At 34.7% G+C, this 23,910-nt stretch carries 23 protein-coding genes; 6 read left to right on the top strand and 17 right to left on the bottom strand.

Going from position 1 to position 23,910, the window contains the following annotated elements; translation table 11 throughout:
• The first annotated feature begins 122 nt into the window (after positions 1–122).
• Positions 123–956, top strand: a complete 834-nt coding sequence (locus tag AC1RPY_RS06340; RefSeq protein WP_481761758.1) for an undecaprenyl-diphosphate phosphatase — start codon at positions 123–125, stop codon at positions 954–956.
• Positions 957–991: 35 nt separating this feature from the next.
• On the opposite strand, the gene AC1RPY_RS06335 is transcribed toward AC1RPY_RS06340, so the two are convergent.
• The 6 genes from AC1RPY_RS06335 to AC1RPY_RS06310 all read right to left on the bottom strand — a co-directional run bounded on the left by AC1RPY_RS06335 (position 992) and on the right by AC1RPY_RS06310 (position 9,806).
• The gene (locus AC1RPY_RS06335; protein WP_481761759.1) at positions 992–1,705 is read right to left on the bottom strand and encodes a hypothetical protein; all 714 of its coding nucleotides are present in this window, start codon (positions 1,703–1,705) and stop codon (positions 992–994) included.
• Between the two features lie 115 nt (positions 1,706–1,820).
• Positions 1,821–3,920 carry an L-type lectin-domain containing protein gene (locus AC1RPY_RS06330; RefSeq protein WP_481761760.1) on the bottom strand — a complete coding sequence of 700 codons (2,100 nt, stop codon included), beginning with the start codon at positions 3,918–3,920 and terminating at the stop codon, positions 1,821–1,823.
• Positions 3,921–3,971: 51 nt separating this feature from the next.
• Positions 3,972–6,395, bottom strand: coding sequence for a hypothetical protein (locus AC1RPY_RS06325; RefSeq protein ID WP_481761761.1), 2,424 nt, complete (start codon positions 6,393–6,395; stop codon positions 3,972–3,974).
• Between the two features lie 137 nt (positions 6,396–6,532).
• Complete coding sequence (locus tag AC1RPY_RS06320) at positions 6,533–7,462, bottom strand: alpha/beta hydrolase (protein ID WP_481761762.1); 930 nt, start codon at positions 7,460–7,462, stop codon at positions 6,533–6,535.
• A gap of 131 nt (positions 7,463–7,593) precedes the next feature.
• Positions 7,594–8,346: a DUF4811 domain-containing protein gene (locus tag AC1RPY_RS06315; protein WP_481761763.1), complete on the bottom strand. Its 753-nt coding sequence runs from the start codon at positions 8,344–8,346 to the stop codon at positions 7,594–7,596.
• On the bottom strand, positions 8,346–9,806 hold the full coding sequence (locus tag AC1RPY_RS06310; protein ID WP_481761764.1) for an MDR family MFS transporter: 1,461 nt from the start codon (positions 9,804–9,806) through the stop codon (positions 8,346–8,348). The genes AC1RPY_RS06315 and AC1RPY_RS06310 overlap by 1 nt, the downstream gene beginning before the upstream one ends.
• A gap of 172 nt (positions 9,807–9,978) precedes the next feature.
• On the opposite strand from AC1RPY_RS06310, the gene AC1RPY_RS06305 reads away from it, so the two are divergent.
• A complete protein-coding gene (locus tag AC1RPY_RS06305) occupies positions 9,979–10,434 on the top strand; it encodes a MerR family transcriptional regulator (RefSeq protein ID WP_481761805.1) in 456 nt (151 codons plus the stop codon).
• Between the two features lie 56 nt (positions 10,435–10,490).
• On the opposite strand, the gene AC1RPY_RS06300 is transcribed toward AC1RPY_RS06305, so the two are convergent.
• From AC1RPY_RS06300 to AC1RPY_RS06290, 3 genes are all read right to left on the bottom strand, one after another.
• A complete protein-coding gene (locus AC1RPY_RS06300; protein WP_481761765.1) occupies positions 10,491–10,694 on the bottom strand; it encodes a hypothetical protein in 204 nt (67 codons plus the stop codon).
• On the bottom strand, positions 10,672–10,902 hold the full coding sequence (locus tag AC1RPY_RS06295; protein ID WP_481761766.1) for a helix-turn-helix domain-containing protein: 231 nt from the start codon (positions 10,900–10,902) through the stop codon (positions 10,672–10,674). The genes AC1RPY_RS06300 and AC1RPY_RS06295 overlap by 23 nt, the downstream gene beginning before the upstream one ends.
• Positions 10,903–11,056: 154 nt before the next feature.
• Positions 11,057–12,166, bottom strand: a complete 1,110-nt coding sequence (locus tag AC1RPY_RS06290) for an NADH-dependent flavin oxidoreductase (RefSeq protein ID WP_481761767.1) — start codon at positions 12,164–12,166, stop codon at positions 11,057–11,059.
• 225 nt (positions 12,167–12,391) lie between these two features.
• Here AC1RPY_RS06290 and AC1RPY_RS06285 point away from each other — a divergent pair, with 225 nt between their 5' ends.
• Both AC1RPY_RS06285 and AC1RPY_RS06280 read left to right on the top strand, forming a co-directional pair.
• Positions 12,392–13,399 carry a DUF1002 domain-containing protein gene (locus AC1RPY_RS06285; RefSeq protein ID WP_481761768.1) on the top strand — a complete coding sequence of 336 codons (1,008 nt, stop codon included), beginning with the start codon at positions 12,392–12,394 and terminating at the stop codon, positions 13,397–13,399.
• Between the two features lie 254 nt (positions 13,400–13,653).
• Entirely contained in the window at positions 13,654–14,337 is a 684-nt protein-coding gene (locus AC1RPY_RS06280; protein ID WP_481761769.1) for a metallophosphoesterase, read from the top strand.
• 78 nt (positions 14,338–14,415) lie between these two features.
• On the opposite strand, the gene AC1RPY_RS06275 is transcribed toward AC1RPY_RS06280, so the two are convergent.
• The 8 genes from AC1RPY_RS06275 to AC1RPY_RS06240 form a co-directional block, all read right to left on the bottom strand.
• Positions 14,416–15,186 carry an ABC transporter permease gene (locus AC1RPY_RS06275; RefSeq protein WP_481761770.1) on the bottom strand — a complete coding sequence of 257 codons (771 nt, stop codon included), beginning with the start codon at positions 15,184–15,186 and terminating at the stop codon, positions 14,416–14,418.
• Positions 15,186–16,082: an ABC transporter ATP-binding protein gene (locus tag AC1RPY_RS06270; protein WP_481761806.1), complete on the bottom strand. Its 897-nt coding sequence runs from the start codon at positions 16,080–16,082 to the stop codon at positions 15,186–15,188. Before AC1RPY_RS06270 ends, AC1RPY_RS06275 begins: the two co-directional genes overlap by 1 nt.
• Positions 16,083–16,227: 145 nt before the next feature.
• On the bottom strand, positions 16,228–17,274 hold the full coding sequence (locus AC1RPY_RS06265) for a hypothetical protein (RefSeq protein ID WP_481761771.1): 1,047 nt from the start codon (positions 17,272–17,274) through the stop codon (positions 16,228–16,230).
• Positions 17,274–18,167, bottom strand: a complete 894-nt coding sequence (locus tag AC1RPY_RS06260; protein ID WP_481761772.1) for an ATP-binding cassette domain-containing protein — start codon at positions 18,165–18,167, stop codon at positions 17,274–17,276. The genes AC1RPY_RS06265 and AC1RPY_RS06260 overlap by 1 nt, the downstream gene beginning before the upstream one ends.
• Positions 18,168–18,169: 2 nt before the next feature.
• Positions 18,170–18,541 (bottom strand): GntR family transcriptional regulator, encoded by a 372-nt coding sequence (locus tag AC1RPY_RS06255; protein WP_481761773.1) that lies wholly within the window; start codon positions 18,539–18,541, stop codon positions 18,170–18,172.
• Between the two features lie 116 nt (positions 18,542–18,657).
• Positions 18,658–20,250 (bottom strand): CTP synthase, encoded by a 1,593-nt coding sequence (locus AC1RPY_RS06250; RefSeq protein WP_481761774.1) that lies wholly within the window; start codon positions 20,248–20,250, stop codon positions 18,658–18,660.
• A gap of 220 nt (positions 20,251–20,470) precedes the next feature.
• Positions 20,471–21,067, bottom strand: a complete 597-nt coding sequence (rpoE, locus tag AC1RPY_RS06245) for a DNA-directed RNA polymerase subunit delta (protein ID WP_481761775.1) — start codon at positions 21,065–21,067, stop codon at positions 20,471–20,473.
• A gap of 44 nt (positions 21,068–21,111) precedes the next feature.
• Complete coding sequence (locus AC1RPY_RS06240; protein ID WP_481761776.1) at positions 21,112–21,552, bottom strand: YwiB family protein; 441 nt, start codon at positions 21,550–21,552, stop codon at positions 21,112–21,114.
• Between the two features lie 168 nt (positions 21,553–21,720).
• Between AC1RPY_RS06240 and AC1RPY_RS06235 the strand changes: the two genes are divergently transcribed.
• Positions 21,721–23,088, top strand: a complete 1,368-nt coding sequence (locus tag AC1RPY_RS06235) for an HD domain-containing protein (protein ID WP_481761777.1) — start codon at positions 21,721–21,723, stop codon at positions 23,086–23,088.
• Positions 23,078–23,893 (top strand): sugar-phosphatase, encoded by an 816-nt coding sequence (yidA, locus tag AC1RPY_RS06230; RefSeq protein WP_409021948.1) that lies wholly within the window; start codon positions 23,078–23,080, stop codon positions 23,891–23,893. Before AC1RPY_RS06235 ends, yidA begins: the two co-directional genes overlap by 11 nt.
• Positions 23,894–23,910 lie beyond the last annotated feature (17 nt).

Raw genomic sequence — 23,910 nt, 5'->3', positions numbered from 1 at the left:
TCTTATATTCACAAATAAACCTTATGCCTAAAAGCATAAGGTTTATTTAATTTTATGGTTTTTAATTTTCATATTAGGTATACTAGAGCAGTTAAATAAAATTTTGGAAGGAATCTATTTGTATGAATATTATTGTTATGTTAAAAGTTATTATTTTGGGAGTTGTCGAAGGAATTACAGAATGGCTTCCTATTAGTTCAACGGGACATATGATTTTAGTTGACGAATTTTTACAACTAAAAGAAAATGCTGCTTTCATGGAAATGTTCTTCGTTGTTATCCAACTGGGCGCTATCCTAGCAGTTTGTGTGTTGTATTTCCATAAATTAAATCCTTTTTCTCCAAAAAAATCGCAATTAGAAAAAAGAGATACGTGGTCTCTATGGAGTAAAGTCATTGTAGCTGTACTTCCAGCTGCTGTGATTGGGTTAGTTGCTGATGACTGGTTAAATGCGAAATTATATAATTTCCCAGTTGTTGCCTTAATGTTAATTATTTATGGTGTTTTATTCATTATTATTGAAAACAAAAAAGCCGATGCTGTTCCTTCTATTACATCATTCAATCAAGTTACTTACAAAACAGCGTTACTAATCGGTGTTTTCCAAGTTCTTGCTTTAATTCCCGGAACATCACGTTCTGGTGCAACTATTTTAGGTGCCATTTTATTAGGGACTTCTCGATTCATTGCTGCTGAATTTTCATTTTTCTTATCAATTCCAGTTATGTTCGGTGCCAGTCTACTCAAATTAGTTAAATACTTCCATAATGGTTATAGCTTTACCGGTGATCAAACAGCCGTCTTATTACTTGGTTGTGTAGTCGCATTCTTAGTTTCAATTGTTGCAATCAAATTCTTGATGGGTTACATCAAGTCGAAAGATTTCAAACCATTTGGTTGGTACCGTATTATTTTAGGTGCCTTGCTACTCGTTTACTATTTCTTCATTAAATAATTAGACAAAAAAACGCCGATAATATCGGCGTTTTTTTATTTAGTTTTCTTGGCTGGTGCTTTTTTCTTAGTAGTTACTTTCTTTACAGCCGGTTTCTTTTTAGCGGGTACCTTTTTGGCCACGGGCTTTTTCTTGGCTGCCGCCTTTACAGTTGTCGTTTTTTTCTTTGTTGTCGCTTTTTTTGTAGCCGTCGTCTTTTTAACTGCTGGTTTCTTTTTAACAGCTGGTTTTTTCTTAGCTGGAGCTTTCTTTTTCTTTTCAACGACAACTGGTTCTTTTTCTTCAATAATAGGTGGATTTTCAAGGAAAGCTATCTTTTCAGCAATCATAGTTGTGCTTGTCATATTATGATCACTGGGGTTTTCTAAATAATTAGTCACAGATGTAATTTCATCGATTCTTAATTTAGATGCGTTCAGAATTGGTGACTCAACAATCAGATAGACATTAACTTCTGCTTCATCTGTTACTTCATTAAAGAAGCTGGGTAACTTTTTATAATATTTGTATGGTAAATTAAGGATATTTGCTTCAAGTGTAAAAATTGCGGTACCTTCAGGATATTCAATCATCAATTGAACTTCTACAAGCTTACCATCCCGTACATTGTTTTCTAAATCAGCATAACACTTAGCGAATAATTCTGGTACACCAATCGCTTGGACATCTTCTGGTGTGGCAGTATAAAAAATCTTTGTGTACGCCTCTAACTCAATAGCGGACATGAATTGTTCAACGGTCATTTTCATTAGTTATCTATCCTCCGTATTCTCTCTACATAGTCCATAATATCCTAGATGGCAATAATTGCAAAACATAAATAAAAAAAGGATAACTTTTGTTATCCTTTTTCACTAATACTACTTATTTAGTTGGTACATTACTCAAATTCCATTGCACTGAAGCATCATATTCTTCACTTCTAACCTCGCTAGGTTTAACACGCAATAGAATTCCCGTATCTTTTGCCCACGTTTTAGTTATCTGGTTAGGAGATGAGTTCCCACCCGCAATATCTATCGAATGGTCTTTTAAAGGTGTCCCAATATCTGTCGCTTTTTCTTTGTAAATTAATGCATCTTTTAGCACAGTGCCGCTGGCTCCAACAACATCAGTTCCAGTCAGCTTTAAATTCCATGTACCTGGTACCGATGCAACTACCTGTATACTTAATTCTTCTACAGGGCTATAGGTTGTTTCTTCGTTGGGTATTGGAATATCACTTTGTCCAAAATTTAATGCACCCGTTACCGATGCTATTTCTAAAACACCTGGATCATTAACAGTGATAATTTCTTGACCCGTTACTGAATTACCATATTGATCTTCAACACTTACCGTATAAGTATTTTTTCCAACGTTTAACTTATCTGCAGGCAGCACTTCAGCGTAGTCAATGCTACCCAACTTATTGAATAGCATTGATTTATCACTAAAGGCTTTACCATTCAGCATCGTTGTTATCGTAACGTTATCATTTTCCATTAGTGTATCTGTTTTAACGTTACTCGTAACTTTAATCGACTGACCACTATCAATTGTTTTATCAAGCAATCCTGAAAGTGTCATCTTCTGCTTTAATGCCTTAATGGTAAACGTAGCTAGCTGAGATCTTACTATCGTATTTTGACCATTAAATGTACTAATTGGACTTGTTACTTTGGTATCTGTAGCAACAATTTTAGCTGTCCCATTCATACTGATCGTTGCTGTATCATTACTTTTTGATAAGTTTTTATTTAGACTTGATGTAATGACACCATCTTTAGTTGTTGTATCAAATGTTTGCGTTGTTCCATCGGCGTATTTAATGATACCTTCTTTGTCTAACGTCACAGCATTAGGCGTTTTTAACGAAGCAACGATTTTTTTCCAATCTTGCTTTCCATCATTGTATTTCAAAGTTGTTTGAAGATTAAGTTTATCCCCGCTGTTAGCAATTCCTGATGCGGTAATGTCCTTATTGTTCTGGGTAGTATCTGTCACTTTTTGCGTCGCCGTAACAGAAACTAAATCAGATATTTCTTCAAACATCACTAAATTTGTTTCCCAGTTACCGCCTGTTGCGCCCGTAAATCCCCAAGTCACTTGACCATCAGTGCTCGCAAATTTACTTTTATCAATTGGAACTGTCTTTGCAAGACCACCACCTAATACATCACCCGTACCGGGGACTTTATCTCCAATAGTATAGGTCATTGAGCCGGCAGTTGTAGACGTTGATTTATAATCAATTGACACATGCCACCATCTTCCATTAGATAAGTCAGCGACAGCAAGTAGTCCATCATGAGTTAATTTATTATACTTACTTAAAAAACCATTTTGTTCATAAGTAGCCCTTTGATTAGGATAATTGCTTGCCAGATGATTGTCTTGGATAGTGTTTAAATTATCAAATCCGTTACCCTTGCTTGCCTCACTATTTTTATGTGTATCAAATTCTAACGCCCATGAATTTTTAATAGCTGTTCCTGCAACGGTAGATTCTGATCCACCTTTATCAACACCCCAAACACCTAATGATTCGCCTCCACCAGAAATAGCACTGAGACCACGGCTATCATTTTGTAAAACAAAAGCCATCCCATCACCAGAATTAGCACCCTGATTACCGAAATACATCCACATTGACATTTTATTATTTTTATTAAGATTAAATTTATTGTTTGCTGTAGACCAGGCAGATCCCACTTGGTTAGTTGCATCCGTAATTTTTATAATTGATTTATCTGCGTTATCTGCTGTTTCAGAAACAACATTACCACTAGCATCGAATGTTACAATTTTTGCATTATTTTGTGTTCCTGTTGTTCCAGGTGTCAAAAGTCCATTTGATACTAATGCGTCTGGTGCCGATGCCACTGCGTTAGAATAATCATCAGCATTAACACCTGTAGAGCTAAGCCCTAATGTCACTAACACACCTGTAAAAAGTACAGCTTTCAGCCGTAATATTGTCATAATCCTATCTCCCCCCGGACATTTGAATTTAACCGACAATTAAGTTTATTATTAATTATTTGGTACATTCGTTAGCGTCCAATCTAATTCAGAACTATAGGTTTCAGCTACTTTAATTTCACTTGGTTCAACATCCAATACAATTCCAGAATCTGCTGACCAACTTTTTTCAACCGTAGTTGCTTGACCTACTCCTGTAGACACTATTGTACCATACGTTGGAGAAAGCGGTAACGTGTTTTCCTGATTTGAATTACGAAACCCAATAGTTGAATGCTTTAAAGTACTTTTATCACTTGCTGCAGTTAGTGGTCCTGCAGTCACAGACAATGTCCAGTTTTTAGCTGCTGACGTTTCTAACTTAAGCATATAGCTTGAAGCACGGTTTAAAATACTTCTTTTCGCTGGTATTTTATTATTAAAATTAATTGAATCATCTGATGAAATACTCAACAATCCTACGACAACAGAGATTGTTTGGTTATTAGAAATGTTTCCTTCAGAATCAACCGAATAAATAGTTAACTCGTGCGTTCCAATGGCAAACTTAGTTGTATCTAGTGCTACACTATGATCTTGTGTCGAACCTGGTTTAGTATTTGTATATTTTTCTAATTCAACAGGTGTTCCAGTACTTCCTTCTTTATAGTACGTTGTTAACGCTGCACTATTATCAGCTACTTGGAAAATCAATGTATATGGCGCTACAACGGTTCCTTTATTATCATTTAAAGTTAAAACGGGTTTAATATTAATTTTTTGTGTATATTTTTGCGTCGTATTACCATCTGGATCTGTTACTTGAACATTATAAGAATATTCGCCAGTGGTTAGTTTGTCCTTTGGAATCGTTACGTTAAATGTACCATCCGTTGCGACATCACCCTTAATAGGTGTTGTATCCTCATTAAGTGTCACACTGGCCGTTGTTCCTTTAGCAAAAGTTCCACCTAAACTAGATTTTACCGTTCCACTAATCGTCGCATCCGTTCCATAATTAATATCAATATCTTTAAGGCCATCAATCGTTAAGGCTGTTTTTGGTGATGCTTTAATCGTATAGCTAATAGGATTAGAATCAATCATTGCATTGCTTCCGATGAATTGACCTGCTGAAACAGTCACTGGTGTATCCACTTCAACTGGCATTACTTCACCGATAAATGAAATATGTGAACTTTGTCCAGGTGTAGATAATTCAGGTATTTGCGCGCCGGATAACCCAGCAGGGTCACTTCCATAGATATTACTAGGAAATTTTCCTGTACCAAAATCGTTAGGTATTTCATACCCAGTCCATTTTATATTATTAGCCGGGTATTTTAAATATCCACCTATGCCTGTCCACGATTGTTTTCCACTATCGTAAGTTACGGTAGTGTTGAATTTTACTTTATCTCCAGCTTTTACTTCTCCATTAGCCGAGACATCCTTGTTATTTTGTGTAATATCCGTCATAGTTTGTACCGCAGTCGCATTAACAAGACCTGGTACAGTTTCAAACATAACTAAGTTATTTTCAAAAGAGTCACCCGTTGACCCTGTAAATCCCCAACGGATTTTACCCGTTGTAGAATTAAATTTCGATTTATCAATTGGAACACTTGCCGTCTGCCCTGTCTGACTTGTATCTTCAGTAGGATCCAAGTCTTCTGTTCCTGAAATTGGTTTTTTATCATCAATCGTATATGTCATTGACCCAGCACTCGCACTCACTGATTTATAATCAATTGTCACATGATGCCATGCCCGATTTGATAAGAACCCATTATAATTAATAAGGCCTAAATGATTTAGTTTAACTGAAGAAGAGATTGTATGATTATCCGTGTATGTTGCCTCAACAGCTGGATACCCACTACCAATATGGTTAGGTGCTAAACTAGGATCTAAATCAAATCCGTTTCCTGAACTATTACCATTATTCAAATGAGTATCAAATTCTAGCGCCCAACTATTTTGAATAGCGCCTCTAGCAGTATTATTGGGGGATCCCGTACCCACTGAATCGTCTCCCCAAACACCTAACGTTTCACCTGCTTTAGTTGCAATAGCAGCATTTCCTTTTGCATCATTTTGAAAAACAAGTGCCATCCCATCCCCAGCAGTATTCGTTTTGCTACCAAAATAAATCCACATAGAAGCTTTACTACTTGTATTAATATCAAATGAATTTTCGTCTGTTGACCAAATTGCTGCTTTTTGATTCTTAGCATCCGTAATTTTAACCATCGTTTTAGCAGCCAGATTAGTCGAATTAGGATCTTTATTGGTATCGGTTAATTCGACCATACCACTAGTTGCTACTACTCCAGCACCAGTACCCGTCTGGAATAAATTTGTCATTAAAATTGCTCGAGGTGCTGATGCTTTTGCAGAATCATAATCCGCATCTGCCTTGATACTTGTTACATTAACTAAAAAGAATAACCCAAAAGTTAGTAGTGTTAATTTTAATTTATTATTAATTTTCATGTTGGCCCCCACCTATTTTCCCCAAAGTTCATCTATAATAACTAATATGATAGCATGATACAGACAAAAAAAAACATCAAAAATAGAGGGTACCCCCACACTTTTTGATGTTATTTAAAAAATAAATGATTTTATTATTAATCTAAATTATCATTCATAAACTTAACGACTTTTTTAGTATATAATTCTGGATCCTTACTGAACGCTTTTCCGTGACCTGCGCCCTTCACAATCCACAATTCCTTCGTACCTGCTGAGGCTTTGTAGTTGTCATAAACCATTGCGCTAGGAACGAAATCATCCTTGTCGCCATGAATGAATAATGTTGGTAATTTATTTTTCTTTAATTGTTTAACAGAGTCAGCTTCTGCAAAAGAGTAGCCCGCACGTAACTGAGTTACCCAACTAGAAGTTGTTATTAATGGTTCTTTTGGTAAATTGAATTGGAGTTTCAATTGATAAGCTAACAAATCTTCAACATTTGTATAACCACAATCTTCAACAATTGCTTTAACTTGAGTTGGTAACTTTTCACCACTCATCATCATGACAGTAGCACCACCCATGCTAACTCCAAACAAGCCAATCTTTTGATCTGTTCCCTTTTCGGCAATTAATTTTTTGGTCCATTTAATGTAATCTAAGCGATCTTTCCATCCGAAACCAATATAATCGCCCTGACTTTTACCTTGGCCTCGATCATCTGGCGCTAAAACGTTATAGCCATTATCATGAAATAATTTTATATATGAAGCCATACTTTCTTTATTTTCCATGTAACCATGTGCCACAACAACTGTTTTTAAAGATTTAGTTGCCGCCGGTACATAGTCAGCAACTAATTTTAAATTTTCACCTGCTGATGTTTCTGTCCAGTTTTCTTTTTTAGTACTGGCCAACCATTTTTTTGCTTCAATTGTTCGCTTTGGTGTTCCTTTTGATGTTCCCGTTAATGTTTTTTCTGTATTTTGAATGGCATAGTGATAGAGATAGAAACTACCCCCTGTAATTGCAACCGCTAATAACACTAAAATACTGACAATCCAAATTATAATTTTCTTTTTCATTCAAAGAAACTCCTTTATCGTTTATGCCATTAACGTATTATAGCATTGTTTATTTTATAATTCACGTTTTAATTTAAAAAAATAACCACATTAGTTGGATAAACTAGTGTGGTTACTAAATAAATAACGGTTTATTTAATTTCTTTAACTTCTTTTAATACGTTTTGCATTACTTTTGCTTTTGTTTGTGCCTTGAAAATTGTTGTTGCTTGTTCTGCAATCTTAGCTTGATCAGCTTTCGAGATTGATGCATCTTTCATCATAGCATTTGTGACAGCTGCTTTAACAAAAGTAGCACCATCCGCAGCAAGTTTAGCTTTTCCTGCCTTTGTATTCATTTTAGCTGCTTCTACTTTAGCAATTTTAGGCATGGCCTTAGCTTGCTTAACCGTTAATGTTGTCCAACTCTTTTTAACGTAGAATGTATGCGTACGTTTTACTAAAGTTTTATCGTTATTAGCGATACCAAACATTAATCGATACCCATTACCTTTATAAGTCCAACGGGTTTCTTTAGTAACTAATTTGTTACTCTTAGCATTTTCAACAATCTTGCTAGTTGTATCGTCTGTCTTAGTTGCCTTTGTTTTCTTTTGTGATGCCGTATTTTTATAAATAACGACTTTTTCAGATCCATCTGTACCGATAGGCTGATATAGTAACATGTCCATCTCTTTAGAACTAGAAGCTAATTGTTCTGTCTTAGTTGTCGTTACTTTTTCCATTCCATAATGTGCACTGTAGTTAGCAACAATTAAGCCACCTGTAAGAATAATACAAAGTGCAAAAATGCCACCTAAAATGTAGCTCAGTACATTATTACGGATGAGGTTCCACGTAAGGAAGAATAAAATAATTGAAAGAATTAATAATAAAATAATCATTATTTATTACCTCCATTTTTTAAAACTTGTTGTTTTGATTTTAAGAAGAATGAAAATCCGAGCCCAACCACACAGAAAACGACTGCGATGATAAAGGCAGCATGATAACCACTTAATGTCGCATCAATAGCTTTTGTTTTGTAATCTAATGGTGCCGATTTAAGCATTGATTTAGCTGGTAATGCAGCTGTTGTTACATTTGTTAGAACGGAAATCATAACCGCTGTTACGATTGAACTTGCGATTTGACGAGCTGTATTATTAACAGCCGTTCCATGACCCATCAAGTTAGCTGGTAATGCATTCATCCCTGATGTTGTTGTTGGCATCATAACCATTGAAATCCCAAACATACGAACTGCATACATAATTGTGATGTATAAAGTTGGCGTATCTTTTGTTAAGAAAACGAATGGAATTGTACCAAGTGTTAATAAGAACATACCACCAGTTGCCAATTTCTTAGCACCATAAATATCGAATAATCGTCCCGTTATCGGACTCATAATCCCCATCATTAAAGCACCAGCCAATAAGGTTAATCCTGACTCAAATGCGCTATCTCCACGTACAATTTGGAGATACATTGGTAGAATCATTTCAACACCGATCATAGCCATGTTAACAATTGAACTTAAAACGGCTGCAATTGTGTATTCTTGGGAAGCAAAAACACGTAATTCCAAGAAAGGATTTTCCATTGTTAATTGACGCCATATGAATAAACCAATAAAAATAACACCCACAACAAGGAAACTAAGTACTGAGGTACTTCCCCAGCCGTTATCTCCAACTGTTGAGAATCCATAAAGTAAGCCACCAAATCCAATTGTTGATAAAATCAATGATAAGACATCAATTTTAGATTTGTGTGTTTTGATGACCGGTTTCATAAACCAGAAAGAAGCCACAAAAACAATTCCTACTAATGGAATAATCATACCAAAAAGATCACGCCATGAAGCATTATCAATAACCCAACCTGAAAGTGTAGGTCCAATTGCAGGAGCTAGTCCGATAACTAAACCGGCAAGTCCCATTGAAGCACCACGTTTTTCGGGTGGGAAAATTGAAAGCATAATCGTTTGTAATAAAGGCATTGTTACCCCAACACCGACTGCTTGAACTAAGCGAGCTGTTAACAATACCCCAAAATTAGGTGCGATAAATGCTAAAACTGTTCCTAATTCAAAGATACCAATAGCACCTATGTATAACCATTTGGTATTTACACGACTACTTAACCATGCACTAACTGGAATTAAAATCCCGTTGACTAACATAAATCCTGTTGTTAACCATTGAACAGTTGACGTTGTTACGTCAAATTCATCCATTAATGTTGGAAATGCAGTTGCTAAAATTGTTTGATTCAAAACCGTACAAAATGTCCCTACTAATAAAATTGCAATTAGCATGGGGCGATTATATGGTTTACCCTTTGCATCTAATCCATCCATACTTAAAACCTTCTTTTTCTTTAATTTATCTTCGAAGACTAATATAAGACTATCTCGCTTTAATGTCAAGTAAGTTGACAAACGTTTTAATATATATATAATCAGTATAGTAAACATCACAATGAGATTGTTAGATAAATTTTTATTTAGGAGGTATATTCGTTTGGCAGATATGGACGATATTGCAAACATTAAAGATTATGCAAAAAGAATGGCCGTTATTATGAAGAATGATACATTTTCAATCGGAATCGGTGAAATTGCCGAAACAACTGGGCTCACTCAGAGTCAAATTCGTTATTGGGAACAAAAAGGCTTTATTGATTCTATTAATACTAATAAAAATCAGAATAGAAAATATTCTTACCATACCTTATCAATTATTCGATTAATTAAATCTTACTTAGACTCTGGATTTACACTTAAAACAGCTGCCGCTAAAGCAAATGCCCATAAAGAAATGGGTAAAATGGTTCGTCAGATATTTACGGATCGTTTCGTTGGCGTGGAAGAAATCGATGGTTTACCCTGTATTAATCTCGGTTTCTTTGATAAAGAAGAAACTCAAACGTTATACATTGTCATTCATGATGACTCAACTGAAATAAAAGTTGTTCCGGTAAAATAAAGAAGCTTTCAATACTTGTTTGTAGACAAGTATTGAAAGCTTCTTTATTATCATATCTATTTTAGACCCATAATCCCCCATGCAATCATGCCAATGAGTGCAAAAATAATCCAGTAATAGCGAGCTAGGAATTCCCACCCATTATTAATCGGTTTATATTGCCACTCACGCCATCTATGATTTTCGTGCCAATCTTTATCTGATTCATCTTCTTCTATAAATCGTTTAATTCTAGTTTTAAACTCTGACGTTTTTTTCACTGGCATCGCCACCAAAAAGTAATATTTCTACAGGGACGTCTAAAATTTTGGCTACCGATTCAATTTTTCCCAAATCAGGTTCAGCTTCTCCTGTTTCCCATTTTGATACAGCTTGTCTTGATACAAACAATTGATTTGCCAATTCTTCTTGTGACATTTTTTTCTCTTTACGTATTTTAACGAGTTGTTCCGCAAATATAATTTTCATCCCTATAACCTTCTTTCCTCTATTTAACATCTCAAATATTAGCATACAGCAAGGGGTGCAACAGGCAACCGCTAGTTGAAAGGGCCGCAACTAAAAATAGCATGCGGCAAATTAAATTTGCAACACACTATTTGTCTAGATTTAGTTTTGTTTTTTAATCAACTAACCGCTCAGGCATCATATCTTTTAAAAATTCAACAGCACCATCGCTAACCATTAATTTTTCCCGATCATTTTTAGCTAAGGTTCTTTTTATAGTTTCTTCTTGTCCATTCAATAACTTTGATGTCCACTTAGGATCAATTAAGAGTGAACGACCAACGGCTACTAAATCAGCGTTAGCCAAAACACCATTAACATCTTCCCGAGTCCGAACATCTCCTACCCCGATTAATGGAACACGACCATTTATCTTTTCTTGGACATAATCCATTCTTGATTTTTCATTGAAATTTATATTTCTCGAAACACTATTATACTTACCTAATGAGATATGTAGATAATCTAATTTTTTATCAGCAAGTTTATCAATCAAAATCATTGAATCTTCCATACTAATACCTGGCTTTTCATATTCTTCAGGCGAAAAGCGGTAACCAACAATAAAATCTTTTACACCTGATTGATCAACACTCTCAATAACACCATCAACTACATCATTAATGAATTTAAATCGCTTATCAAGCGTGCCACCCCAAGCATCATGACGTCTATTTGAGTGTGGTGAAAAAAATTGTTGTAGTAAATACGTATTCGCACCATGCAGTTCAACGCCATCAAATCCCGCTTTAATTGCTCGTTTTGTTGCTGATTTAAAGGATTCAATCAACTCTAAAATTTCAGTTTCTGACAATGCTTTAGGAATTTCTGCGTCTGGTCTTTCTGCCGCAACAGCACTGGCTGAAACTGGTAATTGTCCTCTAAGTACCGTTGAATTTGTCATACGACCCGCATGGAAAATTTGTAAAATAGCTTTAGTCCCATTCTTTTTGATTGCCGATGCCAATCTCGTTAGCCCGGGAATAAACTTATCATCATAGATGGCAAGTGAGCCTTCCCAACCTTTTCCATTTGCTTGGACACTGGTAGCTGCCGTAATAACAGCCCCAACTTCGCCTGAATGTAGTGCATAATAATCTGATTCATCATGTGTAACAACTTCATCATAGTAGCTCATCTTAACGGTCATTGGCGCCATTAAGATTCTATTTTTCAATTCCAATCCCCGCCTGAATCTAAAGGTATCCGTCATCTTTTTTGTCATCGTTATTCTCCCATTCAGTCGTTAGTTTTATTTAAATTAGTCATACCATACTACTCAAAATTATGTTGCTAGATTAAATGATGCGCTCATTGTCTCACTTACAAAGAAATCTCTCAATGATGATAAATCTTAATTTTTTCTATTATTCAAACTCAATTATTATGATTCCTTCATCAGATAGGTATAATAAAATTAAAATACATGCTATTTAAGGAGCAAACCATTATGAAATTCAGACAATTAATTTATACAGTAACTCTTACAACATTAGCTGTCTTGAGTCTAGGATCTGTTGCCTCTGCTGCAACTAATGATTCAAGCTCAGCTTCATCAACATCGGGCACAACAACTGACTGGTCAAATCCAGTTGTCACATTAGGAACAAGTTTAACAGATTCACAAAAATCAGGAACACTTTCAACTTTAACAGCTAGCTTAAACGGTAGTTCTTCATATTCGACATTACCCGTAAATGGCGCAACTTTAGTTAAATATCTCAATAGTTCTGGTGGCTCATTTACATCAACTTCAGGTGTCTGGTCATCTGCTATGGTTCAAAAAACGAGCAGTGGTTCTGGTATCAACGTTGAAATTTTAGACTACAATGGTAAAAATAACATCACCACAATTACAGAAAACCAATATAAAAACGCCGCATTAACAGCTGGTGTAACTGATGCCAATATCTATGTCACTTCTGCTACACCAATAGATGGATCAGGTGCTTTAGCTGGTGTTTATGCAGCCTTCGCTACAAACGGGGACGCTCTAAATACAAAACAAGTCACTGCCGCACAAAATGAAATGTCGACTTTAAGTGACATTACACAAGCCAATAAAAGCAAAGATGGGTATACTGATTCACAATTGAATAACGCTGTAGCCGGTGCTAAAAATGATATGGCTAAAGAAGGTAGTTCTATTACAAATAATCAAATTACTACTATTGTAAATAACCAAATCACAAATAATAACTTAACAAATGTCATTACTGATAATCAAAAACAAGATATTATTGCCGTGTTAATCAAGATTCGTGATTCAGGTGCTTTAGATTCATCAAATTTCAAATCACAAGCAAGTAAAGTTGCAACAAATATTCAAGATGGTGCTAAAGATATTTTCAGCAAATTAGACACAGCTGAAAATCGAAACTTCCTACAAAAAATTTGGGACGCAATTGTTTCATTTTTTAACGCTATCTGGTCAGCTATTAGTTCTTGGATTTCATAAATAAAACTAACCATATAGGTTTTAAGAAGAACTTACAGTTTTAGACTAAAAATCTTACTGTAGGTTTTTTTAGTTAACTAATCAAACGGAGGCATGATACTATCACGAAGAAAAAAATATTAAGTGTCATTTTCATCCTATTAATAGTAAGTGCCGCATGTACCTTTTACGCATTTAAAATAGAGCCTTACCGCGTTGTCGTTAAAAATATTGCTTTAAATAAGGCAGATACTACTAAAAAGAAACTTAAAATTGTGCAAATTAGTGATGTCGAAATAGCAGATGATTATACACCTGAAAATTTCGGAAAAATTGTTAATAAAATCAATCAAGAAAAACCAGATTTGGTCTTATTTACAGGTGATTTATTCAGCAATTACAATCAATACCATCCCGTAACAGCTATTGTTCAAAAACTAAGTGAAATTAAATCAACCTATGGAAAATACGCAGTATATGGAAATAAAGATTACGGTGGCGGTGCAGCCAGAGTTTACACTACTGTAATGAATCAAGGTGGTTTTACTGTCCTTAAAAATAGTTCAACGACTATCAATGTAGGTGGAAATTCATCCATTTGGTTGGGTGGTGTAGATGACTCTCAATTAGGTATCCCCGATGTCCAAACGACAGTAGCTCCTGATAAATCCAATTCAACGTACCATATTTTAATGGCTCATGAACCTAGTTTGTCAAATGGTTCATTTAATACCGTCGATTTAATTTTAAGTGGTCACACACATGGTGGCCAAATTCGTATTCCTTTCACTAATAAAGGATTATTATCTGATCATGACGGAGATGGTGGCTACTCTAGTGGCCTTTATACACTAAAGAACAATACAAAATTATATGTTAATAGTGGTATTGGAACATCTCGAATCTCAGCTCGATTCCTAGTACCTCCACAGATTGCAGTATTTGACTTGTATCTTTAGTAATAGTCATTTTAAGCTACTCATAATTATTGGACAAAAAAAGTGTATCGTCAAAAATTAATTGACGATACACTTTTTTTAAACATTTTTACGTTTGAAAACAAAATAACCTAAAAATAAAAATAGTGCCGTATAAGCTAGATTACCTATAATCAATTCGTTATTCGTTAATTGAGTTAGTTTTTCAAACTCCTGTCCGTCTGCCCACTGATTACTTAAATTCATCATATTAAGTGGATTCCATTTAATCCAATCCCATTTAGCAATAGCTAACATTTGGATTCCTGATAAAATAGATGTTAAGAAATAAAAAACAATACCAGCTGCAATCGAAGCACCTGAACTACTAAAGATACTAGCCAATAATAATACCAAACTTAAAATCAACCAGGTACTAATAAAATTCCCCACTAACGTTGTTATTAAAGACATAACAATCGTTTGGTTATCTATTTTATCTGACAAGGATACCATTGGTAAAAGCACTAATTTAGCTATAATTGAAGCCACGAATATTAAAACATTCAAATAAATCGAATAGATTAATATTGTAAGCCATTTACTAGCTAAAACAGCTCCACGTGAATATTTCCGATAAAGCAAATCCTTAATTGTACCAAACTGTGTTTCCATAGCAATAATAACACTTGCTGACGCAATTAAAATGAAAATAATTAATTGAATAGATCCAAATCCACTTTGTACCATGCTTGCTGGATCGAAAATCGAACTATATATTTTTGTTAAAAGTGCTACCCCAAAAATAAAAACAAGTAATATCGCTGATATAATCGCTGTAGATTTCTTTTTACCTAACTTAAATAATTCTTGTTTAACTAAAGTTAACATTAAGCCTTACCTCCGTCATTACTATCTAATAAATTCAATAGTGATTCTTCCATATCATGTTCTTGATGACGTACATCATTTATTTGAATTTTATTATCGTAGAGCACTTGGATAATATTTGCTAAAGTATCTTGTTCGTCTACCTTTACTTTAACTGTTTGATCAACTGCCAATTCATAATTAGCGGCCTTTAAAAGAACTTTAGCTTGCTCGTTTGACGTCGTCTCTAGTAAAACATATCGCTTACTACTATCACTTAATTCAGTAGTAGACATTGCTTTCATTATTTTACCTTCATTTAAAATAATAAAGTGATCAACAATTTTCTCTAATTCACCTAAAATATGACTTGAAATCAAGAACGCTGTCCCGCGTTTAGATAACTTTAAAACAAGTTCGCGGACATCACGTGTTGCTTGAGGATCTAATCCGTTCATAGGTTCATCTAAAATAATTAATCTTGGTCTATTTAATAAAGCTAATGCAATTCCTAATTTTTGCTTCATTCCTAATGAATATGATTTAGCTTTACGATTAATGTAATCTGTCATATGCAAATCAGCAACAATTTCATCTAATTCTTCTTTGGTATTGATTTCAGAGAATAATTTTAAATGATCATAGCCACTTAAAAATGGATAGATACCAGGATATTCAATTAAGGCACCAACTTCTTCTAACCCTTGATGGCTAGTTGTTGATACAATTTTACCGTCAATTGTTATTTCTCCAGTTTGGTAATTTGATAATCCAAGAATTGATTTCATGATGGTTGTTTTACCAGCGCCATTAGCACCAACAAGCCCAACAATCTCACCTTCTGCGATTGTAAAATTAATACCTTTGAGGACTACCTTTTTACCGAAACTTTTAGTTAAATTGTTTATTGTTAACATTTCTTTCAAATTGAATCCCTCCCAATAATTGCTTTTACATTCCTATAAACAGTAGTTTAGCACAATTCCCTTTTATTACATACTAACAAGTCTGTAAGGTCAAAATGGCTACCTATTCTTAGAGAAATAGGTAGCCATTTTACTTTTATTTTTTATTTTTCGAAAAAATACGTTGCAATTTTTGACTAATATTTTGTGGACGATAAATAACAATATAAGCAACAATGACTGTAATACAGCCGCTTATCAAGCCATATCCTATTTTTTCCCCAATTGTATCATAATTAACTACAGCCATTAAAATAGCTATATAAGCCGTTGTAAAAATGAGTAGTGGTAGTTTTAAATAATCGAATTGTAAATAAGGACTATCCTGTTCTAATGATAATTTGTTGAAATAATGAACTGCCATCACTATCATCAATAACCCAGCAATCAAGTATATAAATCCTAGTACAAGATAATAAGTATTAGACATGTCTTGCGTTTGATCAAAAATGAATCCTTCAAAGTAAGCAAACCATATCAAGGCCGAGCCAGTGAATCCCAACGCAGTGACGACAGATGCTACAACCCGACGAACTAAAACACCTACCACAAGGCCAACACTGTATAGCGCAATCAATTGACTACTATCTAAGAATAAATGTATCATTCTATCTGATATAAAATTTGGATTACTTACTGAGATAGCTACATCAGCAACAAATGTTGTTATAATTGAACCTACAATAAAAGTAAGTAAGGCAGGTAGTAACATTAGACCAATTTTTTTTAAGAAAATGCGTTTTCTAGAAAATGAGCTTGAAAATATAAATTCATTAAATTTAGTTTGCATATCATACATATTAGTAAATATCCCTAATAAGATAGCACCCAGACTAAAAATAACTAGTGCTGTTTTTGCATTTTGAAATGTACCATCATGAATACTTACATCTTTTATTTTAATATTATTTTTTTCATATGTTGCTCTGCTAACTGAACCTATTTTACGATGATCCGCTTTTGCCGAATCTTTTTCACTTTGAACAAACTCTGTATAAGTAAGATTGGCCGCGTCTATTCCCGTAGTGTCAACCGAATTATGTAGTGTAAACCCCATAACAACCACAATAAGTGCAACAAGTGATAAAACAATCCACTTATATCTCTGCCAAATAATCTGATTCAATCTTCTATTAACTGTCACTACTTCCCACCTCCGGTATTTTCTTTAGCCGAAAGACTTGCTCGGAATAAATCTTCCAACGTTAACGGTAATTCTTCGAATAATGCCGGATCTTCAGCTTCAATTTGAGCTTCAATTTCATCTGAATAGTGTTCAAATAAAACAGTGACGACACGACCTTGAATACTCATTGCTCGGCTATTTTCTTTAATGAAAGCTGGAATTTCTTTTGATTTAAACACCAATTGAACTTTTCGTGATTCTGAACGCGTGTCTTCCAAACGATAATCACTCACAATATGTCCATCTTTTAAAACCATTGCGCGATCGATTAATCGATCTAATTCTTCTAAATTATGTGAAGAAATAAGTACACTTCGCTGGTCTTCAGCAACGGCATCAATAATAATTTGGAAAACTTGTTTACGGACAATTACATCTAACCCGTCCAGTGGTTCATCTAAAATAACATATGGTGCACCAGTGGAAAAGGCCAAAATAATATTAAATAATCCTTGCATCCCTTTAGAAAATTGACGATATTTTGTTTGTTTAGGTAGGTTGTATTCTGTGACCCAATTATCATATTTTTGACGATCAAACGTTTGATAAGCGAGTTCATAGAATTCGACAATCTTATCTATTGTGTAGCTGTCTAAAAAATTATTCTGTGTATCTAAATAAAAGAGTTTTTCCTTCAATGATGAATCTTCTTTCATCCATTGATCATCAATTAAAATATCACCTTGATCTGGTATGTATTGGCCTGAAATTGATCTGAATAAGGTTGTTTTACCAACTCCATTACGACCAATTAGACCCACTATTTCCCCTGGGACTAAAGACATATTAATATCATTAAGTATCTCTTTGTCACTAATTTTCTCTGATAAACCTTTAATTTCAAATCCCATTCTTAGTCCTCCTTTTCAAAATACGACTTAACCCAACCCTGAATCTCATCTTCTTGGACACCGAGATAGGTCACTTCTTTAATCGTATCTAACAATGCCTCACGATTTTTTTGGATTTGTCGTTCATCGCGATTGCTCTCATTATTGGCTTTGACATATGTCCCTCGACCTTTAACTGTCACGATTACATCCTGTGATTCTAAAACTTTATACGCTTTACTAACCGTATTTGGATTCATTTCATGAATTTTAGCCATTTCTCTAACTGACGGCAACTTGTCTTCTGTCTGCAAAATTCCTTTAAAAATATCTTCTTTTATACCTGATATCAATTGTTCATAAAACGGTTTACTACTCGTCTTATTAATTTGCAATTATCTCACCTCATCCATGTGTACTATAATACATAGTACACATATTAAATACAACCCTTTTAGACATAAAAAAAGAGATAATAACAAATTGTTATTATCTCTTTCAATTACATTTATTAAACTGTAGCGTTCACAAAGGCTTGGAATAAACCTTCTGGACGTTGTGGTCTTGATAAAAATTCTGGATGGTATTGAGCTGCCACAAAGAATTTATTTTCAGGAATTTCAACAACTTCAACTAAACGATTATCTGGAGATGTTCCAGCAAAAACCAATCCTTTATCAGCAAGTTGTTCACGGTATTCGTTATTAAATTCATAACGATGACGGTGACGTTCTTGGATAACTTCTTGATTATCATAAGCTGCAGCTGCTACCGTTCCTGGTTTTAATTTACATGGATATAAACCAAGACGTTGTGTTCCACCCATATCTTCAACATCTTCTTGATCTGTCATCAAGTCGATAATGTTATGTGGTGTTTCTGGAACAGCTTCAGTTGAATGTGCGCCTTGGAGCCCAACAACGTTACGTGCAAATTCAATACATGCCATTTGCATACCAAGACAAACACCTAAGAATGGAACATTATTTTCACGCGCATATTGAATTGAAAGAATCATCCCTTCAAGTCCACGATTACCGAATCCTCCTGGAACGATGATTCCATCAGCATCTTGCAACGTTTCAACAATATTACTTTCATCTAATTTTTCTGCATCAACCATTGTGATTTTAACATCAGCATCAACAGTGTATCCAGCATGTTTCAATGCTTCGGCAACAGAAATATAAGCATCTGGCAATTTAACATATTTACCAACCAACGCAATATTGATTGTTTTCTTCAAATTTAAAACTTGTGTTTCAAGTTTTTGCCATTCAGTCATATCTGCTTCTGGTGTTGTTAATTTCAAATGATCAACAACGATTTGGTCCATTTTTTGTTTTTGTAACGCTAAAGGAATCGTATATAATGTATCAACATCCATTGATTCAATAACGGCTTCTGGTTCAACATCACAGAAATTAGCTAATTTATTACGCATATCTTGCGAGATATGTTCTTCAGTCCGAACAACCAACATATCTGGTTGAATACCCAATCCGCGTAATTCTTTAACACTATGTTGTGTAGGTTTCGTTTTCATTTCACCTGCAGCTTTTAGGTAAGGAATCAATGTTGTATGAATATAAATAACATTATCTGAACCGACATCAGCTTTCATTTGACGTAATGCTTCAAGGAAAGGCAATGATTCAATATCACCAACAGTTCCACCTATTTCAGTAATTACAACATCAGAATCCGTTGTTGTTCCAGCACGCATAATTTTTTCTTTAATTGTATTTGTAATATGTGGTATAACTTGAACTGTGGCACCCAAATAATCACCACGACGTTCTTTTTGTAAAACTTCTGAATAAATTTTACCAGTCGTTACGTTTGAATATTGATTTAAGTTAATATCAATAAAACGTTCATAATGACCAAGATCTAAATCAGTCTCTGTACCATCATCAGTTACGAAAACTTCCCCATGTTGATAGGGACTCATTGTTCCTGGATCCACATTGATATAAGGATCAAACTTTTGAATAGTAACTTTCAAGCCTCTATTCTTTAATAAACGGCCAAGAGATGCTGCAACAATCCCTTTACCAATTGACGAAACAACGCCACCTGTAACAAATATATATTTGGTCATTATAAATCTCCTTTGGGTTAATTTTTGTGGGGATTCTGTGTTTGTGGCCTGATAGTTATTGTTCATTATGTCTATAAAAAACAACAAGCCCCCTAAGCCGAGTAGAATAATCTAATCAGTGTAGGGAGCTTGTATCAACCGTGCGTTTGTCCTCGCAAGAAATACCTGCGAGGCGCCCAAAAAATATATTACAGGGTTTTGACGAAATCGTCAAGTCCTTTTAATTATTTTCCTCGTCGTCTTCTGCATCTTCATCGGATATTTCAGATAATTGATCTTCAATACCTTCTGGTAATTCTTCTTCATCATCAGAATTACTATCAGCTATTTCATCTAAATCTTTATCATAACCTTTAATTTCTGTATCTTCATCATCATCTTCGTCGTCATCTTCATAAGTTGCATCTAAATCGTCGTCCTCAGGATCATCATCATTGTAATCAATAACGTCATCATCATCAGCGGCATCTGCTAAGAAAGCATTAACTTTCTTACGTTTTTTACGTTTAGGACGATCTTCATCGTCTTCATCTTCTACATGAGCAACAGCTTCATCGATTGAATCGAAGGGATACCATGAACGTAATCCCCATAAGTTCTCTCCAAGTGAAATGAAGCTACCATCAGCATTTAAATCTGTGTAAAATTGTGATAAGCGATCTCTCACTTCTAAATCATTTTTACCAAGATATGTTTGGATTTCATTAGTTAAGTCAGCAAAACCCATGACGTCACCATGTTGCGATAAGATTGCGTGAGCAACCTCGATCATTGATAACTCGTCTTTGTTTTGGCCATCGAATTGTTTAAGCTCCAACTAGCACACGTCCTTTCCAAAAGTCTACTCTTAATCATACATTTTTATGCCGTAAATTGCAATCGTATATTATAGTCTCCCAACAATTCACCGCTTGTTGTTAAGCGATAATCAATATCAAGTGATCCCGAAATTGGTTGGCTATTTAACTGACTTTTTAATTGCGTTGTTTCAATTTCAATTGGAATACGACCATACGCTGTTTTATAAACCCCATTAATTTTTTTTTGCGCTAAAAAAATTAATTTTGTGCGTATATCATCTGTTTCTCGAGTTAATTGAATTTCACCATCATCTTGCAATTTAAAGGTAACTGGATTTTTTTTACCAGACTCTGCGTCTTCTTCTTTATATCTGATATACATCCCATCGCCTAAACGAACGAGTTGTCCCGTTGTTTCGATGACATAGCGTTCAACTTCGCCTTCTTGTGTTTTAATTGTTTCCAAATGGATCGCAATTTGTTTATCTAACGTGATTGCCATACAACTTAATTCCTCCATTCACCTTATCGTTTCACTGTATTATAACTTAGATTTAAATGAATGTCGTTACCTATAATCATCATTATGTCATGACTAAATTACGAATGTTCGTTATAATAGAAGTATTACGAACTTATTTACTATCTAAATTTTCGAGGAGGGATTCTATTGCTCGAACAATCGCCGTTACTTGCTAGAGAAAAAGTGTTACGTGATCCTATTCACGATTACATTTATGTGCAACATCAAGTTATTTTAGATTTAATTAATACTAAAGAATTCCAACGTTTACGCCGAATTAAACAGCTCGGTACAACTTCATTAACTTTTCATGGAGCGGAACATTCACGTTTCACCCATTCCGTGGGTGTTTATGAAATCACACGTCGAATCTGCGATAATTTCCAACGAAATTATCCAAGCAAAGAAGCTGGCGACGGTTTATGGGACGACTCCGAAAAATTAGTGGCGTTATGCGCTGCTCTTTTACACGATATCGGCCATGGTCCATACTCACATACTTTCGAGCACATTTTCAAAACGGACCACGAAGCTATCACTGCTCAAATTTTAACTGATCCATCAACTGAGATTAATCAAGTTTTAGCAAAAGTTTCTGCTGATTTCCCAGAAAAAGTGGCAAGTGTTATTCAAAAAACGTACCCTAATCCACAAGTTGTCCAATTGATTTCGAGTCAAATAGACGCTGATCGAATGGATTACTTATTACGTGATTCTTACTACACTGGTACAAATTATGGTACATTTGACTTAACTCGGATTTTACGTGTGATGCGTCCTTATAAAGGCGGGATTGCATTTGATATCAATGGGATGCATGCCGTTGAAGATTATATTGTCAGCCGATTCCAAATGTACGTCCAAGTTTATTTCCATCCTATTTCTAGATCAATGGAAGTTATTTTAAGTCATTTATTAAATCGGGCTAAATACCTATACGAAAATAATCGCTTAAGTGCCGAGGATTCACCAAAATTATTGATTCCACTTTTTAAAAATGAATTTTCATTAGATGATTATTTACAATTAGATGACGGTGTTTTAACCACTTACTTCACGGAATGGCGTCAAAATACTGATAATATCTTAAGTGACTTAGCTGTCCGTTTCCTGGATCGCAAACCATTTAAATCAATCAAATTTGATGAAGAGACTGTTGATTTATTACCTACTCTAGAACGTCTTATTGAATCAGCTGGCTTTCAACCTGACTACTATACGGCAGAAAATGACAGTTACGACTTACCTTATGATGCCTATGATCCAACCAAAGATAAGCCGCGCACCCAAATCGAATTAGCTCAAGAAGATGGTTCACTTGTTGAATTATCTAGCGTCAGTGACCTCGTTGCTTCTATTACTGGTAAAGTATCAGGCGACCGTCGTTTCTTCTTCCCAAGAGAATTAGTAAAATCAGAGAACGATTTATTCACTGACATTTATACACAATTTAGAACTTATCTTAATAATGATACTTTAATCAACCCAAAGGAGAATACACAACATGACAATTAAATTAATCGCAATCGATATTGACGGTACTCTCGTTAATGATAAAAAAGAAATCGCCCCAGAAACTATTACTACTATTAAAGCTGCTAAAGCTGCTGGCATCAAAGTTGTCCTTTGTACCGGACGTCCTTTAACAGGCGTTACAAAATACTTAGAAAAACTCGGTTTAACATCAGATGATGATTTTGTTATTACTTTTAACGGTGCTTTAGTTCAAGTTTCAGGCTCTGGTGAAGTTTTAATTCATCATACGTTAGATATTAATGATTACAACATAATCGAAGAAACAAGTCGTGAATTAAACGTCCATGTTCATGCTGAAGATCAAGCATTAATGTATACACCTAATGCTGATATCAGTGAATATTCTGTGGCAGAGTCATTCTTAGTTCAAATGCCTATTCGTTTCCGAAAACCTGAAGAAATGGACAAGAATATCGTCATTTCGAAAATGATGTATATTGATTATCCTGAAGTTATTACACGTGTCGTTAAGGAATTACCCGCAAAAATTACCGATAATTATTACTACGTTCAAAGTGAACCTTACTTTTTAGAACTCCTAAACAAAAATGCCAGCAAGGGAAATGCCGTTATGTCCTTGGCTGATAAATTAGGTTTCACCAAAGACGAGGTTATGGCACTTGGTGATCAAGGTAATGATTTATCAATGATCCAAGCAGCAGGTCTAGGTGTTGCCATGGGTAACGCCATTCAAGAAGTTAAAGATAATGCTCAAGCAGTAACTGCTACTAACGTTGAGTTAGGTGTTGCTAAAGCAATCCAAAAATATGCATTAGCTGATTAAATAAATTAAAAACGGAC

The organism is Dellaglioa sp. CoH-56-MRSF-12 (genome assembly GCF_056782075.1).
The sequence above is the reverse complement of the archived record's forward strand: the minus strand, read 5'-3'. Positions and strand labels throughout refer to the sequence as shown.

Bases quoted from the DNA above. Each gene is read 5' to 3' on its own strand.
- AC1RPY_RS06340 (WP_481761758.1), top strand. From the start codon at position 123: ATGAATATTATTGTTATGTTAAAAGTTATTATTTTGGGAGTTGTCGAA.
- AC1RPY_RS06335 (WP_481761759.1), bottom strand. From the start codon at position 1,705: ATGAAAATGACCGTTGAACAATTCATGTCCGCTATTGAGTTAGAGGCG.
- AC1RPY_RS06330 (WP_481761760.1), bottom strand. From the start codon at position 3,920: ATGACAATATTACGGCTGAAAGCTGTACTTTTTACAGGTGTGTTAGTG.
- AC1RPY_RS06325 (WP_481761761.1), bottom strand. From the start codon at position 6,395: ATGAAAATTAATAATAAATTAAAATTAACACTACTAACTTTTGGGTTA.
- AC1RPY_RS06320 (WP_481761762.1), bottom strand. From the start codon at position 7,462: ATGAAAAAGAAAATTATAATTTGGATTGTCAGTATTTTAGTGTTATTA.
- AC1RPY_RS06315 (WP_481761763.1), bottom strand. From the start codon at position 8,346: ATGATTATTTTATTATTAATTCTTTCAATTATTTTATTCTTCCTTACG.
- AC1RPY_RS06310 (WP_481761764.1), bottom strand. From the start codon at position 9,806: ATGGATGGATTAGATGCAAAGGGTAAACCATATAATCGCCCCATGCTA.
- AC1RPY_RS06305 (WP_481761805.1), top strand. From the start codon at position 9,979: ATGGACGATATTGCAAACATTAAAGATTATGCAAAAAGAATGGCCGTT.
- AC1RPY_RS06295 (WP_481761766.1), bottom strand. From the start codon at position 10,902: ATGAAAATTATATTTGCGGAACAACTCGTTAAAATACGTAAAGAGAAA.
- AC1RPY_RS06290 (WP_481761767.1), bottom strand. From the start codon at position 12,166: ATGACAAAAAAGATGACGGATACCTTTAGATTCAGGCGGGGATTGGAA.
- AC1RPY_RS06285 (WP_481761768.1), top strand. From the start codon at position 12,392: ATGAAATTCAGACAATTAATTTATACAGTAACTCTTACAACATTAGCT.
- AC1RPY_RS06275 (WP_481761770.1), bottom strand. From the start codon at position 15,186: ATGTTAACTTTAGTTAAACAAGAATTATTTAAGTTAGGTAAAAAGAAA.
- AC1RPY_RS06270 (WP_481761806.1), bottom strand. From the start codon at position 16,082: ATGTTAACAATAAACAATTTAACTAAAAGTTTCGGTAAAAAGGTAGTC.
- AC1RPY_RS06260 (WP_481761772.1), bottom strand. From the start codon at position 18,167: ATGGGATTTGAAATTAAAGGTTTATCAGAGAAAATTAGTGACAAAGAG.
- AC1RPY_RS06250 (WP_481761774.1), bottom strand. From the start codon at position 20,250: ATGACCAAATATATATTTGTTACAGGTGGCGTTGTTTCGTCAATTGGT.
- AC1RPY_RS06240 (WP_481761776.1), bottom strand. From the start codon at position 21,552: ATGGCAATCACGTTAGATAAACAAATTGCGATCCATTTGGAAACAATT.
- yidA (WP_409021948.1), top strand. From the start codon at position 23,078: ATGACAATTAAATTAATCGCAATCGATATTGACGGTACTCTCGTTAAT.